This window comes from Amycolatopsis sp. TNS106 (assembly GCF_019330265.1).
Taxonomy (GTDB): Bacteria; Actinomycetota; Actinomycetes; order Mycobacteriales; family Pseudonocardiaceae; genus Amycolatopsis; species Amycolatopsis lurida.
The window spans coordinates 3,746,863-3,762,566 of sequence record NZ_CP024972.1 but is presented as its reverse complement, the minus strand read 5'-3'; the positions used below and the strand labels follow the sequence as shown (position 1 = coordinate 3,762,566).

General features: G+C 68.1%; 16 protein-coding genes and 1 pseudogene. 8 read left to right on the top strand and 9 right to left on the bottom strand.

Annotation, left to right across the window (positions count from 1 at the left end; translation table 11 throughout):
• The first annotated feature begins 18 nt into the window (after window positions 1–18).
• Genes hsaA through hsaB form a run of 4 tightly spaced genes read left to right on the top strand, consistent with a single transcriptional unit; the run spans window position 19 to window position 3,507 of the window.
• Window positions 19–1,194 carry a 3-hydroxy-9,10-secoandrosta-1,3,5(10)-triene-9,17-dione monooxygenase oxygenase subunit gene (gene hsaA, locus CVV72_RS16760; RefSeq protein WP_219153274.1) on the top strand — a complete coding sequence of 392 codons (1,176 nt, stop codon included), beginning with the start codon at window positions 19–21 and terminating at the stop codon, window positions 1,192–1,194.
• On the top strand, window positions 1,194–2,042 hold the full coding sequence (gene hsaD / locus CVV72_RS16755; protein ID WP_219153273.1) for a 4,5:9,10-diseco-3-hydroxy-5,9,17-trioxoandrosta-1(10),2-diene-4-oate hydrolase: 849 nt from the start codon (window positions 1,194–1,196) through the stop codon (window positions 2,040–2,042). The genes hsaA and hsaD overlap by 1 nt, the downstream gene beginning before the upstream one ends.
• The gene (gene hsaC / locus CVV72_RS16750) at window positions 2,042–2,956 is read left to right on the top strand and encodes an iron-dependent extradiol dioxygenase HsaC (protein WP_219153272.1); all 915 of its coding nucleotides are present in this window, start codon (window positions 2,042–2,044) and stop codon (window positions 2,954–2,956) included. The genes hsaD and hsaC overlap by 1 nt, the downstream gene beginning before the upstream one ends.
• The gene (hsaB, locus tag CVV72_RS16745; RefSeq protein ID WP_219153271.1) at window positions 2,953–3,507 is read left to right on the top strand and encodes a 3-hydroxy-9,10-secoandrosta-1,3,5(10)-triene-9,17-dione monooxygenase reductase subunit; all 555 of its coding nucleotides are present in this window, start codon (window positions 2,953–2,955) and stop codon (window positions 3,505–3,507) included. The genes hsaC and hsaB overlap by 4 nt, the downstream gene beginning before the upstream one ends.
• Here hsaB and CVV72_RS16740 read toward each other — a convergent pair.
• Both CVV72_RS16740 and CVV72_RS16735 read right to left on the bottom strand, forming a co-directional pair.
• Window positions 3,473–4,504: an acyl-CoA desaturase gene (locus CVV72_RS16740; protein ID WP_219153270.1), complete on the bottom strand. Its 1,032-nt coding sequence runs from the start codon at window positions 4,502–4,504 to the stop codon at window positions 3,473–3,475. The two genes, hsaB and CVV72_RS16740, sit on opposite strands and share 35 nt — an antisense overlap.
• 105 nt (window positions 4,505–4,609) lie before the next feature.
• Window positions 4,610–5,490 (bottom strand): annotated as a pseudogene (locus CVV72_RS16735) (IS5 family transposase).
• 459 nt (window positions 5,491–5,949) lie between these two features.
• On the opposite strand from CVV72_RS16735, the gene CVV72_RS41670 reads away from it, so the two are divergent.
• The 3 genes from CVV72_RS41670 (at window position 5,950) to CVV72_RS16725 (ending at window position 8,182) form a co-directional block, all read left to right on the top strand.
• On the top strand, window positions 5,950–6,585 hold the full coding sequence (locus CVV72_RS41670) for an IS30 family transposase (protein ID WP_370641929.1): 636 nt from the start codon (window positions 5,950–5,952) through the stop codon (window positions 6,583–6,585).
• Entirely contained in the window at window positions 6,497–6,799 is a 303-nt protein-coding gene (locus CVV72_RS41665) for a transposase (RefSeq protein ID WP_370641961.1), read from the top strand. The genes CVV72_RS41670 and CVV72_RS41665 overlap by 89 nt, the downstream gene beginning before the upstream one ends.
• 351 nt (window positions 6,800–7,150) lie before the next feature.
• On the top strand, window positions 7,151–8,182 hold the full coding sequence (locus CVV72_RS16725) for a DUF222 domain-containing protein (protein ID WP_370641928.1): 1,032 nt from the start codon (window positions 7,151–7,153) through the stop codon (window positions 8,180–8,182).
• A gap of 383 nt (window positions 8,183–8,565) precedes the next feature.
• Here CVV72_RS16725 and CVV72_RS16720 read toward each other — a convergent pair whose 3' ends face one another.
• Entirely contained in the window at window positions 8,566–8,934 is a 369-nt protein-coding gene (locus CVV72_RS16720; protein WP_219153268.1) for a nuclear transport factor 2 family protein, read from the bottom strand.
• A gap of 88 nt (window positions 8,935–9,022) precedes the next feature.
• Between CVV72_RS16720 and CVV72_RS16715 the strand changes: the two genes are divergently transcribed.
• Window positions 9,023–9,919: an RNA polymerase subunit sigma-70 gene (locus CVV72_RS16715; RefSeq protein ID WP_219153267.1), complete on the top strand. Its 897-nt coding sequence runs from the start codon at window positions 9,023–9,025 to the stop codon at window positions 9,917–9,919.
• Here CVV72_RS16715 and CVV72_RS16710 read toward each other — a convergent pair.
• The 6 genes from CVV72_RS16710 to CVV72_RS16685 are packed head-to-tail and all read right to left on the bottom strand — an operon-like array spanning window position 9,910 to window position 15,669.
• On the bottom strand, window positions 9,910–10,317 hold the full coding sequence (locus CVV72_RS16710; RefSeq protein WP_219153266.1) for an HIT family protein: 408 nt from the start codon (window positions 10,315–10,317) through the stop codon (window positions 9,910–9,912). The genes CVV72_RS16715 and CVV72_RS16710 overlap by 10 nt on opposite strands.
• 4 nt (window positions 10,318–10,321) lie before the next feature.
• Window positions 10,322–11,293 (bottom strand): acyl-CoA dehydrogenase family protein, encoded by a 972-nt coding sequence (locus CVV72_RS16705; RefSeq protein WP_219153265.1) that lies wholly within the window; start codon window positions 11,291–11,293, stop codon window positions 10,322–10,324.
• Window positions 11,290–12,219, bottom strand: coding sequence for an acyl-CoA dehydrogenase family protein (locus tag CVV72_RS16700; protein ID WP_219153264.1), 930 nt, complete (start codon window positions 12,217–12,219; stop codon window positions 11,290–11,292). Before CVV72_RS16700 ends, CVV72_RS16705 begins: the two co-directional genes overlap by 4 nt.
• A complete protein-coding gene (locus CVV72_RS16695; RefSeq protein WP_219153994.1) occupies window positions 12,216–13,349 on the bottom strand; it encodes an acyl-CoA dehydrogenase family protein in 1,134 nt (377 codons plus the stop codon). Before CVV72_RS16695 ends, CVV72_RS16700 begins: the two co-directional genes overlap by 4 nt.
• On the bottom strand, window positions 13,349–14,182 hold the full coding sequence (locus CVV72_RS16690; protein ID WP_219153263.1) for an enoyl-CoA hydratase: 834 nt from the start codon (window positions 14,180–14,182) through the stop codon (window positions 13,349–13,351). The genes CVV72_RS16695 and CVV72_RS16690 overlap by 1 nt, the downstream gene beginning before the upstream one ends.
• On the bottom strand, window positions 14,179–15,669 hold the full coding sequence (locus tag CVV72_RS16685) for a FadD3 family acyl-CoA ligase (protein WP_219153262.1): 1,491 nt from the start codon (window positions 15,667–15,669) through the stop codon (window positions 14,179–14,181). The genes CVV72_RS16690 and CVV72_RS16685 overlap by 4 nt, the downstream gene beginning before the upstream one ends.
• Window positions 15,670–15,704: the final 35 nt, after the last annotated feature.

Genomic DNA, 15,704 nt, shown 5'->3' with positions numbered 1-15,704 from the left:
ACGAGAGAGGGAACGCATATGAGCGAGCACGCCGCGCAGGACGTGATCGCGGGCATCCGGGAGCTGCTGCCGGTCCTGCGGGAGCGGGCGCAGGAGGCGGAGGACGCCAGGCGCGTTCCCGAGGAGTCCGTCAAATCCCTGCAGGAGACCGGGTTCTTCAAACTCCTGCAGCCGAAGACGTTCGGTGGCCTCGAAGCCGACCCGGTGAGCTTCTACACCGCGGTCAAACTCGTCGCGAGCGCGTGCGGCTCCACCGGCTGGGTCGCCTCCATCCTCGGCGTCCACCCGTGGCACCTCGGCCTGTTCGAAGCGCAGGCGCAGCAGGACGTCTGGGGCGACGACGCCGACGTCCGGATCTCCTCGTCGTACGCGCCGATGGGCAAGGCGGACGTCGTCGACGGCGGTTACCGGCTCAGCGGGCGCTGGAGCTTCTCCTCCGGTTGCGACCACGCGACCTGGGTGCTGCTGGGCGGGCCGGTGTTCAAGGACGGGAAGCCCGTCGACTTCTGCACCTACCTGGTGCCGATCTCCGACTACACGATCGAGGACGTCTGGGACACCGTCGGCCTGCGCGGCACCGGGTCCAACGACATCATCGTGAACGACGTCTTCGTCCCCAAGCACCGCGCGCTGAGCTTCATCGCGACGTCGAAGTGCAAGACTCCCGGGCAGGAGATCAATCCCGGGCCGCTGTACAAGCTTCCCTACGGTTCGGTGCATCCGAGCACGATCACCGCGCCGATCATCGGGATGGCGCAAGGCGCTTACGACGCGCACGTCGAGTACCAGGGCAAGCGGGTCCGCGCGGCGTACGCGGGTGAACAATCCAAAGAGGACCCGTTCGCCAAGGTGCGGATCGCCGAGGCGGCGAGCGAGATCGACGCGGCCTGGCTCCAGCTGACCCACAACATCGACGAGCTGTACCAGCTGGCGTGCAAGGGCGAGAAGCTGCCGTTCTCCACCCGGCTGCGGGTCCGGCGTGATCAGGTCCGCGGCACCGAGCGCGCGATCTTCGCGATCGACCGGCTTTTCGAGAACTCCGGTGGCCGGGCCTTGCAGGCCGGAACCCCGATCCAGCGGTTCTGGCGCGACGCCCACGCCGGCCGGGTGCACGCGGCGAACGACGCCGAGCGCGCCTACGTCATGTTCGGAACCGGCGCCTTCGGGCTGCCCGTCGAGAATGCGATGGTCTGATGACCGAAGGCAAGTACGTCACCGTCCGAGATGGACTCAAGCTGCATTACCACGAGGCGGGCGCGGAACATTCCGAGACGGTGATCCTGCTGCACGGCGGCGGGCCCGGAGCCTCGGCGTGGAGCAACTTCGGCCGCAACCTGCCGGTATTCGGCAAGAACTACCGGACGCTGGCCATCGACCAGCCCGGGTTCGGCCGGTCGGACAAGCCGACCGAACATCCGCAGTACTTCCGCCACAGCGCGGACGCCGTGGTCGGGCTCATGGACGAACTCGGCATCGAACGGGCGCATTTCGTCGGCAACTCGCTCGGCGGCGGGGCTTCCGTGCGGCTCGCACTCAACCACCCGAACCGCGCCGGACGGCTCGTCCTGATGGGGCCTGGCGGCCTGAGCGTGAACCTGTTCGCGCCCGATCCCACCGAGGGCATCAAGAACCTCGGCCGGTTCAGCGCGCCGCCTGGCCCGAGCCGCGAAAAGCTCGAAGCTTTCCTGCGGATCATGGTGCACGACCAGTCGCTGATCACCGACGAACTGATCGACGAACGGTTCGCCGCCGCGAGCGCACCGGAGTCGCTGGCCGCGATGAAGGCGATGGGCAAGTCGTTCGCCCAGCCCGACACCTACGAAGAGGGCATGCTGTGGCGTGAGGCGCATCGCCTGCGGCAGCGCGTGCTCCTGATCTGGGGCCGGGAAGACCGGGTGAACCCGCTCGACGGTGCGCTTCTCGCGCTCAAGACGATCCCGCGTGCCCAACTGCACGTGTTCGGCGGCTGCGGCCACTGGGCGCAGCTGGAGAAGTTCGACGAATTCAACCGGCTGGCACTCGACTTCCTGGGAGCCTCCTGATGGGTATCCGCTCGCTCGCCTACCTCCGCATCGAAGCCACCGACATGGCCGCGTGGCGCGAATACGGGCTGAAGGTCCTCGGCATGGTCGAGGGCTCCGGCACGAACCCGGAAGCGCTCTACCTGCGCATGGACGATTTCCCCGCGCGGCTCGTGATCTTCCCCGGTGAGCACGACCGGCTCGCCGTGGCCGGCTGGGAGGTCGGCAACGTCGGTGAACTCGACGAGATCCGGGCGTCGCTCGACGCGCACTCGGTGCCGTACAAGGAAGGCACCCCGGATCAGCTGGCCGATCGCCGCGTCGACGGTCTGGTGTCCTTCGAGGACCCCTCGGGCAACACGCTCGAAGTGTTCCACGGCGTCGCGTTGCAGCACCGGCGCGTCGTGAGCCCGTACGGGCACAAGTTCGTGACCGGGGAGCAAGGGCTCGGGCACGTCGTCCTGTCCACCCACGACGATGACGCTTCCCTGCGGTTCTACCGTGACGTGCTCGGGTTCCGGCTGCGGGACTCGATGAAACTGCCGCCGCAGATGGTCGGCAGGCCTGCCGATGGCGCTCCGGCGTGGTTGCGGTTCTTCGGCTGCAATCCGCGTCACCACAGTCTCGCGTTCCTCCCGATGCCGACTCCCAGTGGCATCGTGCACCTCATGGTCGAAGTGGAGAACACCGACGACGTCGGCCTCTGTCTCGACCGGGCCATCCGCCGGAAGGTGCCGATGTCGGCGACCCTCGGGCGGCACGTCAACGATCTGATGCTCTCGTTCTACATGAAGACCCCCGGCGGATTCGACGTCGAATACGGCTGCGAGGGGCGTCAAGTGGACGACGAGAGCTGGATCGCCCGAGAGAGTACGGCGGTTTCCTTGTGGGGACACGACTTTTCAGTCGGCGCCCGCCGGCCGGGGCAGTCGTGACCCCGGTGACGGACCTCGGCGCGGACATCGATCCGGCACGGTTCCGCGCGGTACTCGGACATTTCTGCACCGGCGTCGCGGTGGTGACCGGGCACGACGGCACGGCGCCGGTGGGCTTCGCGTGCCAGTCGTTCGCGGCGCTTTCGCTGGAGCCGCCGCTGGTGCTTTTCTGTCCTGCCAAGACTTCCCGGACCTGGGCGGTCCTCGCCGAGTCCGGCCGGTTCGCCGTCAACGTGCTCGCCGAGGACCAGCAGGACGTCAGCGCGGTGTTCGGCGCGCGGGGCGCGGACAAGTTCGCGTCGGTCGACTGGACCCCCGCCCCGTCCGGATCCCCTTTGCTCACCGGGGCTCTGACGTGGATCGACTGCGCGCTCGAAGCCGTGCACGAGGCGGGTGACCATTATGTCGTCGTCGGCAGGGTCACCGCGCTCGGGGAGCCGTCCGACGATCGGCCGTTGCTGTTCCATCGCGGGCGGTACACGGTGACCGAGCCGGTGACGGACGCGCTCGCCGCGCTCATGCCCTGGCCGCGTCCCGACGATTGGCTCTGATCGGCTCACCGGCTTCGTGCAGACTGCGCAACGCGAGCGAGTAGGACTCGATGAGCCCGGTCTCGTGATACGGGACGCCGATCTCCTCGCAGTATTCTTGGACGATGGGCCGGGCGCGGCGAAGATGCGGCGACGGCATGCTCGGGAACAGGTGGTGCTCGATCTGGTAGTTGAGCCCGCCGAGCGCGACATCGACGACCCGGCCGCCGCGGACGTTGCGGGACGTGAGCACCTGCTTGCGGAGGAAGTCGAGTTCGGTGTCGCCGGACAGGATCGGCATGCCCTTGTGGTTGGGTGCGAAGATCGATCCCATGTAGACGCCCCACAGTGCTTTGTGGACGATGAAGAAGACAAGCGCCTTGCCGGGGGAGAGCACCACGAGCAGTGCGCTGAAGTAGAGCGCGAAGTGCGCTAGCAGCAACGCCGCTTCAAGCCCCCGCCGCCGGAGGCCCGGCTTCGCGACCGCGCGGATACCCGAGAAGTGCAGGTTCAGGCCTTCGAGGGTGAGCAGCGGGAAGAACAGGAACGCCTGGTAGCGGCCGATGAACCGGGGGAGTCCCTTGCTGGCCCGCGCCTGATCCTTCGACCACACGAGGATGTCCGGATCGACGTCGGGGTCGAGGTCCTCGTGGTTCGGGTTGGCGTGGTGGCGGGTGTGCTTGTCCATCCACCAGCCGTAACTCATGCCGACGCCGAGGTTCCCCGCGATCCGGCCGGCGATCTCGCTCGGACGGCGGGTGCGGAACACCTGACGGTGCGCGAGATCGTGCGACAGCAAAGCGATCTGGCCGAACATCACCGCCTGGAAAACGGCGATCCCCAGCTGCCACCAGGAATCCCCGATCGCGAAGAAGGCGATCCAGCCGGAGATGAAGAGGGTGGCGACCAGGCCGATGCGGAAGAAGTAGTAGCCGGGACGGCGGTCGAGGAGGCCCGCTTCGCTGACGCGGCGGGACAGACGGGCGAAATCGCTGCCTGTGCGGAGGTTTGCGGTCACCGTTGTGAGTCTGGTTCGGGGCGGGGCTGGGGTGAATGCGGTGCGCCGGTGGGTTGGTGCGGGGGTTGGCCCTACCTTGGGGGCTAGGGCGTGTCCTGGGGATCTTCATCGGAGGTGGAGGACGATGCAGGCGAGGATGATTTCGGCGCGGTGGTAGGCGGCTCGTTTGGCGAACCGTGTTGCCAGGCCACGGAACTGTTTGAGCCGGTTGAAGCATCGCTCGACCACGTTGCGGAGCTTGTAGAGGTCGGGGTCGAAAGCCGGTGGCCTGCCACCCGCGCTGCCCTTGGCTTTGCGGCGGGCGATCTGGTCGGCGCGTTCGGGAATGGTGGCCTTGATCCCGCGCTCCCGCAGCGCTTTCCGGGTGCTCGGGTGGGTGTAAGCCTTGTCGGCCAGCACCCGCCCGACCCGTATTTTCTGTCCGTCCACCTCGATGTCCCGGATGTCATCCAGCAGCGGCAGCAGCTGCGGGTTGTCCCCGGCCTGCCCCGGCGTGAGGATCACCGCCAACGGCAGCCCCGCGGCGTCGACGGCCAGGTGAAGCTTGGTCGTCAGTCCGCCTCGGGAGCGTCCGAGGCATTCGCCGTCGACGGCGAGGTCTTCGACCCAGTCCGCGCAGCCCCTTTTTTCCGGGCGCCGGCCGCGTGCTGATGCGCCCGGACACTCGTGGAATCGACACTGATCACAAACTCGACGTTCTCCTCCAGTGACCCGAGGGAGTCGTCTTTGACGATCACGTGTTCCAGGATCCGGTCCCACGTCCCGTCCGCGGTCCACTTCCGCAACCGCTCATGCGCGGTCTTCCACGGCCCATAGCGTTCCGGCAGATCACGCCACGGCGCACCCGTCCGCTCATGCCACAAGATCGCGTTGATCACCTGCCGGTGACTACGCCACCGCCCACCCCTGCGACCTGTCTCCACAGGCAGCAACGGCGCAATCGCTGCCCAAGCCCTATCCGTCAGCTCACCACGACCCACCACCATCCATCATCTGCACATGATCATGGAAAAGATCCGCAGGACACGCCCTAGGCGGTGTCCTGCAAGTCTTGTTCGCGGTCTTCGCGCCCAGGCGGCCCCTGACGGCACGGGCGGACGCGGCCGAGTACGACCCGGTACGAGGCCGATCCGCCCGCACCGCCAGGAACCACCTGGATCACGAAGCCCATCGAACAGACTTACAGGACAGCGCCTAGGCGGGCAGAGTCCGCGGCCTTGCCGAAATGAACGCGCGGCGGGAGTTCGTGGCGTGCAGGATGACCGGTCACGAGTTCGAACAGGCATGGCGACAAGCGCTGGCGGGCAGTGAACGCCCGGCGTCGGAATGCCTTCGCTCGGCGAAGATGGACATTTTCGGCTTTTCTTGCCCGCTCGTGCCTTGGGCTCAGATGGTCAGTGCACCGGCTGGGATAATGATCGTTCTGGGTAGCGAAAGGGTGTTCCGTGTCGCGTGGTGTTCCGTTGCGGTCGGTGGAGCGTGAGTTGATCGCGTTCGGGTTGAGGCAGGGGAAGTCGTTTCGGGAGATCGGGGCCTGGATTGGGCGGGATCATTCGGTGGTGTCCCGCGAGGTTGACCGCAACGGTGGGCGGGAGGTGTATTCGCCGTTGGTCGCGCAGCGCCGGGCTGATCGGCTGCGGAAGCGTCCGAAGGAACGCAAGGTGCTGAAATCGCCGTTTCTGACTCGCGTGGTGCATGAGGGGTTGCGGAAAAAGTGGTCGCCGATGCAGATCGCGTGCAGGTTGCGGCTCGACCATCCGATGGATCATTCTCGCTGGGTGTCACATGAAGCGATTTACCAGGCGTTGTTCGTGCAGGCGAAGGGTACCTTGCGGGCAGAGGTGGCCGAGGGGTTACGCCAAGGCAGGATCAAGCGACGGGCTCGGTCGCGGGGGGCGGAGCTGCGGGGCAAGATCAAGGACATGGTCCTGATCAGCGAGCGGCCGGCCCGAGGCCGAGGACCGTGCCGTACCGGGCTTCTGGGAAGGCGATCTGATCGTCGGCGCGAGCAATCAATCGCAGATCGCGACCCTGGTCGAACGGCGTACTCGATTTGTCATGCTGGTGCGTATTCCTCATGATCGCACGGCCGAGAATGTGGGCCCGCGGCTGGCCGCCAAGATGAACACCTTGCCTGACGTTTTCAAGAACAGTGTCACCTGGGATCAGGGCGGCGAGATGGGCAGTCAAAGGAAGTTCACCATGGCCACGGGTATGCCGGTGTATTTTTGTGATCCGCGCTCACCTTGGCAGCAACGAGAACACCAATGGATTGCTGCGTCAGTACCTCCCTAAAGGAACTGACCTATCCGGGTATTCGCAGGACGAACTCGATGCCATCGCAGACGAACTCAACGACCGGCCGCGGCAGACGCTGGGCTGGCTTAAGTCGATCGAAGCGTTCAGCAAAGTGTTGCTAGACTAGAGGTGGTGCACTCACCAGTTGAAACCACCCCATCGATGCAGTGGCTTTCGAACTTGTGTTCGAGTATGATCTTGGTCATGACCACATCGTGTGCTTTCAATCCGAAGGCTGCTCGTTTTCTGGATGCCGCGTTTGACGAGGAGGTGGTGTTGCGTCGGGCGCAGGGGCGGCAGGTGCGTTCGATAGCGGGTTTCGCTGGGGTGGGTGGTTCGCGAAGATCGGTGACCGAGGAGGTCGCGCTGGCGTTCTCGGTCTCCCGTAATCAGGCGTTCCTGTTGGTCGAGACGTCGTGTGCGCTGGTGGGGCGGTTGCCGAACACGTTGGCGGCGCTGGAGAACGGCGACATCGACCTGTACAAGGCCTCGAAGGTCACTCAGCTGACCCGGGAGGTGTCCGACGAGGTCGCCGCCCAGGTGGACGCCTGGATGGCGACGCGGCTGGCCGGGCGTGACCCTGGCGCGATCCGGAAGTCGGTGGATCACGCGGTGCAGAAGTTCGATCCCGACGGCTACCGGGAACGTGCCGAGAGCAAACGCGCGCTGCGGCATGTGGCGCTGGAACATGAGGACGAGACCATGTCCAAGCTGTCGGGCTGGCTTCCCGCCGAGGTGGCCAGTTCGATCTACGCGTCGCTGAGCCAGGCGGCGAAGAAACGCCGCCGGACCGACCAATCCCGCACCCTCGACCAGCATCGGGCCGATGTTTTCGCCGAGCGGCTCCTCGCCGAGGACGGCCACGGGACACCGCGGGCGCACATCCATGTCTATGTCGACTTGCTGACCCTGACCGGTGCGCGGGAGGACCCCGCGACTCTTGCCGGTTACGGCCCGGTTCCCGGGTGGCTCGCCCGCGAGATCGCCGCCGACCCCGGCTCGACGTGGTCCCGGCTGATCACCGACCCCGCCACCGGGCAACTGCTGGAAGCCAGCCCCGGCACCTACCGATCCCCGGCCTCGCTGGCCCGGCTGATCAAAGCCCGCGACCGGGAATGCACCCACCCCGGCTGCCACCGCCCCGCGGAGTTTTCCGACATCGACCACATCACCACCTGGGCCCGCCACGGCACCACCGACCACCACAACTGCCACGCCGCCTGCACCATCCACAACCTCCTCAAAGAAGAACCCGGCTGGACCACCACTCCCATCGGCAACGGCGGCATGACCATCACCACCCCCACCGGCCACACCTACACCGCCACCCCCGAACCACTCCACGACCCACGACCAGAAGACGACACCCCACCCTTCTGACTGGCACAGACGAACGCCCTGGAACCGCCCGGAAATACACCGGGCGGTGGAACCGGTGCGTCCAATGTCTGTCCCGTTGGGAGCCAGGGGGTACGGCAGGCGGTGGCGCCCGCGTGCCGAGGGCGCTGTTAGGTCGGGATCCTCGTAGTAGGCACGCCCAGTGGCCTTCGGACGTGCGCCACGTCGTGACACTGGCGCGTCCAGTGCCTGTCCCGTTGGGAGCCAGGCGGTGACCCGACCCGGTGCCACGAACATGCTCTGAAGCCACAGGATCCACACCAGACGGCGACACCGTGCACGCGCGGAACCATGCGTGTGAAGGCCTCGTCCCGTCGCCGCGCAGAGGGATCAACTCATCCCCGCGCCGCCGGAGCGCCGAGTCCCTAAGCCCCCGCAGCAGCCTTCCGCGCCGCATCGAACGGAGCCCGGTCGAACACGATCCGCAACTCCACGATCTTCCCTTTGCGCACCGTCAGCAGCTCGGCCCCGGGCGCGCTCGCCACCGGCAGGGTCGCCGTGTCGTACATCAATAACGCGGTCGTCTCGTCCCCGAACGCCGCGAGGAGGGTCGAGCCGGTCAGGATCTCGGTGAACGGGCCCATGAACCCGCGGAACGCCTCCGCGCCGGAAAGCGGCCCACCGGGCGCGTGGCAAACGATGTCGTCGGCGACGTAGGTCATCGCCTTCTCGAAATCCTTGCCCGTCCACGCGTGGTGGTAGGCGAGCGCGACATCCAAAGCTGGACTGGTCATGATCGTTCCTTTCGTCGGTCTTCACCCCGTCAGACACCAGCCCCGCCCCGAACGGAACGGTGCGCCGCGAAAGTGACACGATCGGCTCATGCGAAAGGACGAGCAGGCGTTTCGCGAGCTCACCGAGACCTACCGGCATGAGCTCCACCTGCACTGCTACCGGATCCTCGGCTCCTTCACCGACGCGGAGGACGCCGTCCAGGAGACGCTCCTCGCCGCTTGGAAGGGCCTCGACGGCTTCGAAGGGCGGTCGTCGCTTCGCACCTGGCTGTATCGCATCGCCACCAACCGCTGCCTCAACGCCCTGAGGGACGCGGGGCGCCGTCGCCCGCCCGAACCGGTGCCGCCGTTCGACCCACCCGAACCGAGCCGCCGCGGTGAAGTGACCTGGTTGCAGCCGTATCCGGACGAACTCGCCGCCGCCGAGCCCGGCCCCGAAGCGCGCTACAGCGCCAGGGAGGCGATCGAACTCGCCTTCATCACCGGACTCCAGCTCCTCCCGCCGAGACAAGCCGCCGCGCTCGTCCTGCGGGACGTCCTGTGCTTCTCCGCCGCTGAAGTCGCGAGCATGCTCGGCACCACCGAGACGGCGGTCAAAGGCATCCTCCAGCGCGCCCGCGCCTCCCTCGACAAGCATCGAGCCCGCACGGCACACCGCCCGTCATCCGGCGAACGTGAGCTGACCAGGCGCTTCGCCGACGCGTTCACCGCGGGCGACGTCGACGGCGTCCTCAGTCTGCTCACCGACGACGCCTGGCTCGCCATGCCGCCGGCACCGCACGAGTACCACGGCCGCGAAGCGATCGCGGGCTTCCTCCGCGTCACCATGGCCATTCCCGTGGAGGGTTTCACCATGACCCCGACACGGGCCAACAACCAGCCCGCCTTCGTCTGTCGTCACGGTGAGACACCGGCCGGGTTGATGGTCCTCACCCACGATGGTGACCGTATCCGCGCCATCACCCGGTTCCTGGATCAGAAGTAACCCGCCAGGCGGCCGCACAGCGCGCCGATGTCCACAGTCGGCGCGCCCGTCCACGAGGGACCGTCCATCCACCCGAGCTCCGAGGGCGTTCCCCGGTAACGTACGAAAACGTGCTGGTGGAAATGCGTGACACTCCGGCCGGCGATGGCGGAGAAAACGTGCTCCGGAGCCAGTTCCGCGCGCAGGCCCCTGGCCGCGCACCAGGCCGCCCGCGAAACCGCCGAGACCTCCTCCGGGGTCAGCTCGTCCAGCGCCGCCACGTGCCGCCGGGTCTCGACGAACAGGTACCCGGGAAAACGGCCGGGCCGGTGTGACACGACGACCGTGCCGTCAGCCCAGACGACCGGCCCCACCAGCGGGCCTTCACCACGGTGCTTGGCACAGATCGCGCACTCCACCGGCTCACGATAACGGCGGCCGCACCCGCGCGAGGTGGTCTCCCGGCGAGCCGAACAGGTGGGCCGCGCCATGCGCCCGCTTGAAATAGCGGTGTGCCGGATGCTCCCAGGTGATCGCGATCCCGCCGTGCAACTGGATCATCTCGCCCGCCACCGTCGCCAGCGCCTCCGAGCAGTGCACCTTCGCCACCGCGGCCAGCCTGCTCGACTCCGGAGCCGCGTAGGCCGCCGAGCGCGCGGTCTCCACCAGGACGTGGAGATCCGCCATCCGGTGCTTCAACGCCTGAAAGCCGCCGATCGGCCTGCCGAACTGGTGGCGCTGCTTGCTGTACTCGACCGTCAGTTCCAATGCCCGCGCCGCGGCCCCTGCCTGTTCTGCGGCGAGGACGGCGCACGCGACGTCCCGGAGCGCGCCGAGGTCGACCGGGCCGATCAGCCGGGCGGGGGCACCGTCGAAACGAACCCTCGCCAGCCGCCGGGTTTCGTCCATCGCCGGAGTCCGCTCCTGGTGCGCATCGGTGACTTCGTACAGCGAGCCGCCGGCCACGACCAGCAGGATCTCGGCCTCGTCACCATGGAGGACGTAGTGCGCCTCACCCTCCACCGTGGAGCCGGCGACGCGGCAGGCAGGAGCGTCCCAGCGACCTTCGGCATCGGTCCAGGCCACCGCACCGATGGCACCCTCGGCGAGGCGGGGGAGCAGACGCTCGCAGGCCTCGTCGTCGCCCGTGGCCAGGACGGCGTGCACGGCGAGCACGGCTGAGCCGAGGAACGGGACGTCGGCGAGCACCCTGCCCAGTTCTTCGGCGACCACCTGCAGTTCCGCCGTCCCGGCACCGAGGCCGCCGAACCGCTCGGGAACGGCCAACGCCGCCACCCCGATCTGCTCGCACAGCTCCGGCCAGGGATCCGCTTCCCGGTCCAGCAGTTTCCGCACGCTGTCGCGCAGCGCGTCCTGCTCGGCGGTGAACGTCATGACAGCACCCGCTCCCGGTGGAACCGCGGCGTGCCCCAGGCGCCGACCAGCGCGCGGACCCTGGTCAGCCGCAGGCCGAGCGCGTGTTCCGCGGTGTAGCCGATCGCCCCGTGCACCTGCAGCCCGGTCCGGGCGGCGAGATGCGCGGCGTCGCCGCACGCCACCTTGGCCGCGGAGACGTCGCGCCGGTCCAGGGTGACGGCCGCGCCGAACAGCAGCGGCTCGGCCAGCGTGAGCGCGGTCGCGACATCCGCGAGCAGGTGTTTGATCGCTTGGTAACCGCCGATTTCCCGGCCGTACTGCCTGCGTTGCGCGGCGTAGGCGACGGACGTGTCGAGCAGCCACCGTCCCGCGCCGAGGAGCTGCGCCGCGGTGGCGAGACAACCCAGTTCGAAAGCCCGCTCCGCGTCGATCGCCGTGCCGAGATCGTCCCCGGTCACGGGCGGGAACAGCCGCCGCGATCCGTCCACAGAGGACAGAAGCGAGCCGGGGGTGAACGTGCGCAGCCTGCCGTTCTCGACGGCGATACGCGCGTCCGCGACGTCGGAATCCAAGGCGTATGGCACCTGCGGCGCGAAAGCCACCGACGCCAGCGTCTCGCCGGACGCGACCGACGTCAGCAGTTCGTCGTCGAGCAAGGACGGCAGGACGGCCACGGTGTCCGTCCACGGTCCGGGAACGCAGTGATAGCCGAGCCGTTCGAAGCCGACGGCCAGATCCACCGGCGTGGCGCCGAGACCGTCGTGCTTCTCGGGAACCGCCAGCGCGGTCACGCCGAGTTCGGCCAGCCGCCGCCAGATCTTGAGGCCGGGGCCGGGATCGCCCGACGCCCAGGATCGATTGGCCGAGTCGGTGTCCACACCGGACAGAAGATCGTGCAGGCTGCGGGAGAACTGCTTCTGCTCGCCGGAGAGTGCGAACCTCATCGAGCTCCCTTCGGCAGGCCGAGCAGCCGTTCGGCGACGATGGACCGCTGGATCTGGTCGGTCCCGCCGTAGATCGGCCCGGCCAGGGAGAACAGCCAGCCGTCGCTCCAGCCGCCCCGCAGTTCGGCGTCTGGGCCGAGGATGTCGAGCGCCGTTTCGTGCAGGGCGACGTCGAGGTGCGACCAGAACAGCTTGTTGACACTCGACTCCGGGCCGAGCTCGGCGCCGTCCGCGAGGCGGGTGACCGTGCCCAAGGTGTACAGCTGATAGGCCCGCGCCCCGATCCACGCGTCGGCGACCCGGTCCGCGGTGTGCGCCGGCTGCCCGGCGTCGTGCCAGAGCGAGACCAGCCGGCCGGCCGCGGCGAGGAACCGGCCGGGGCTGCGCAAGGACAGGCCGCGTTCGTTGTTCGCCGTCGTCATCGCGACCCGCCAGCCCTCGCCCGGCGTGCCGATCACGTCCCGGTCGGGGACGAAGACGTCGTCGAAGAAGATCTCGGCGAACCCCGGTTCGCCGTCCAGCTGGGGGATCGGCCGGACGGTGACGCCCTCGGCCCGCAGATCCACCATCAGATAGGTGAGGCCCTTGTGCCGCACCGACTCCGGGTCACTGCGGAACAGGCCGAACGCGCGATCGGCGAACGTGGCCCGCGAGCTCCACGTCTTCTGCCCGCTGACCCGCCAGCCACCGTCGCAGCGGGTCGCGGTGCTCCGCAGAGCGGCGATGTCGCTGCCCGCCTCGGGTTCCGACCAGGCCTGCGCCCAGACCTCTTCGGAGCGGGCCATCTTCGGCAGGATACGGCGCTGCTGCTCTTCCGTGCCATGGGAGAACAGCGTCGGCGCGAGCATGAAGATACCGTTCTGGTTGACCCGCAACGGCGCTCCCGCCGCGTAGTACTCCTCCTCGAACAGCACCCATTCCAGAAGGCTCGCGTCCCGCCCGCCGAGTTCGTGCGGCCACGAGACGACCGACCAGCGGGCATCGGCCAGTTTCGCTTCCCACGCGCGGTGCTGCGCGAATCCTTCGGCGGTGTCGAACGACTTCAGCGGCTCGGCGGGAACGTTCGCGGCGAGCCAGGAGCGTGCTTCGTCACGGAAGGCGAGTGTCTGCTCGTCCAGGTCGAGGTTCATCATGAACTCGCGTCTCGCATCGAGCGCGCGTCCTGCCCGCCCAGCGAGTCACCGCCGGAAACCTCGGCGTTGTGCGCGTGTGCGAAGTGGTGCAGCCCGAACACGGAGTCCATTCCGGACCGCAGACCCATCAGGTCTTCCGCCTGGTTCACGGCCTTCTTGGCGAGCGCGAGCCCCATCCGCGGCATCACCGCGATCTTCTCCGCCAGCGCCATCGTCTCGGTTTCGAGGTCGGCGCGCGGGACGACGCGGTTCAGCATGCCCCATTCCTTGGCCTGCTGGGCCGTGAAGCGCTCGCCGGTGAACAGCACCTCCTTGGCCGCGCGCGGGCCGAGGACCCAGGGGTGCGCGAAGTACTCGACACCGGGAATCCCCATGCGCACCACGGGATCGGCGAAGAACGCGTCGTCGGAGGCGACGATCATGTCGCAGACCCACGCCAGCATCAGCGCGCCCGCGATGCACGCGCCCTGCACGCTCGCGATGGTCGGCTTCGGGATCTCGCGCCACCGGCGGCACATGCCGAGGTAGACCTCGGATTCGCGGGCGAACCGCTGATCACCGCCCTCGGCGCCGACATGGTCCCACCACAGGACCGCCTTGCGCTCGAACGAGACGTCCACGTCACGCTCCGGCGTCCCGATGTCGTGCCCGGCGGAGAAATGCTTCCCGGCGCCGGCCAGCACGATCACCTTGACCTCGGGGTCGTCGACGGCGCGGGCGAACGCCGCGTCGAGCGCGTAGGTCATCGCCGAGTTCTGCGCGTTCCGGTACTCCGGCCGGTTCATCGTGACGACGGCCACCGGCCCGCGCCGCTCGTACTCGACGGTCATCCGTTCTCCTCCCGCAACACGCGTTTCAGCACCTTTCCCGACAGATTCCGTGGGAGTTCCGCCACGAAGTCGACAAATCGAGGAGTCTTGTAGTTGGCCAACTGCCCTTCGCAGTACTTCAGAACGTCCTCAGTGGACAGTTCGGCCCCCGGGCGGAGCCGGACGAAGGCTTTGCCGACCTCGCCGAGCCGCCCGTCCGGCACGCCGACGACGGCGGCTTCGGCGACGCCGGCCAAGCGGCTCAGCACTTGTTCGACCTCGGCCGGGTAGACGTTGAACCCGCCGCTGACGTACATGTCCTTGATCCGGTCGACGATCTTCAGGTAGCCGCGGTCGTTCAGTACGCCCACGTCACCGGTGTGCAGCCAGCCGTCGGCGTCGACGGCCTTCGCGGTGGCGTCCGGATCGTCGAGGTAGCCGAGCATCACGTTCGGCCCGCGCAGCAGGACCTCGCCGAGCTCGCCGAGTTTCACCTCGAAGCCCGCCGTCGCGCGGCCGGAGAACTGTGCCACCAGTTCCGCGTCGTCTTCGGGGCGGGACATCGTGGCCACCACGGCCTCGGTGAGCCCGTACGCGGTGAGCACGGTGCCGAAACCCAGCTCCGTCCGCATTCGCTCGACCAAGGCGACCGGCACGGTCGCCGCCCCGGTGACGGCGAGCCGGAGGCTGGACAGGTCGTGGTTCCCGCGTTCGGGCGCGTCCAGCAGGACCTGATAGATCGTCGGCGCGCCGGGGAGCACGGTGATCCGCTCGGATTCGACCAGGCGCAGGGTTTCCCGGACGTCGAAGGTGCGCTGCGGCAGGATCGTCGCCCCGCGCAGGATGGCCGCGAGGATTCCCGCCTTGTAACCGAAGCTGTGGAAGAACGGGTTGATCACGAGGTACCGGTCTTCTTCGGTCAGGCCGCCGCACTCGGCCCAGGCTTCGGCGACGCTGAGCGCCTGCCGGTGACTGCTCATCGCGCCTTTGCTGCGGCCGGTGGTCCCGGAGGTGAACAGGATGTCGCTCACGTCGTCCGGTTTCGCGCGACTGACGAAATCGCCGTCCAGTCCGGCGAGCGCGTCCCATTCCGTCACGCCCTCGACCGGTTCCTCCGGGCCTTCGACGGGGAGGCGCAGGACAGTGGCAGGGCGGGAGGAGCCGAGCTCCGCCAGCCGATCCGTGCCGAGGAACGTGCCGGTGATCGCCAGCGCGGACACCTTCGCGCGCTCGAGGACGTCGATGGTCTCGCGGGCGGTGAAGCGGGTGTTGACCGGGATCAGCGTCGCTCCGGCGTACAACGCGCCGAGCCCGGCGACGACCCAGTGCCAGGTGTTGGGGGAGCAGAGGGCGACCCGTTCGTGGCCCTCGAAGAACCGCGCCGCCTGGCGCACGCGGCGCGCGAGCTCGGCATAGGTGAGCCGGACTTCTCCGTCGACCAGTGCTTCCCGCGCGGCGAAGCGCTCCGCGGCCCTGTCGAGCGCCGCCGGGATGGTGCCTTCAGTCATCGAAGTCTCCCTAGCAAGTGCTTGGTAGGGTAGCC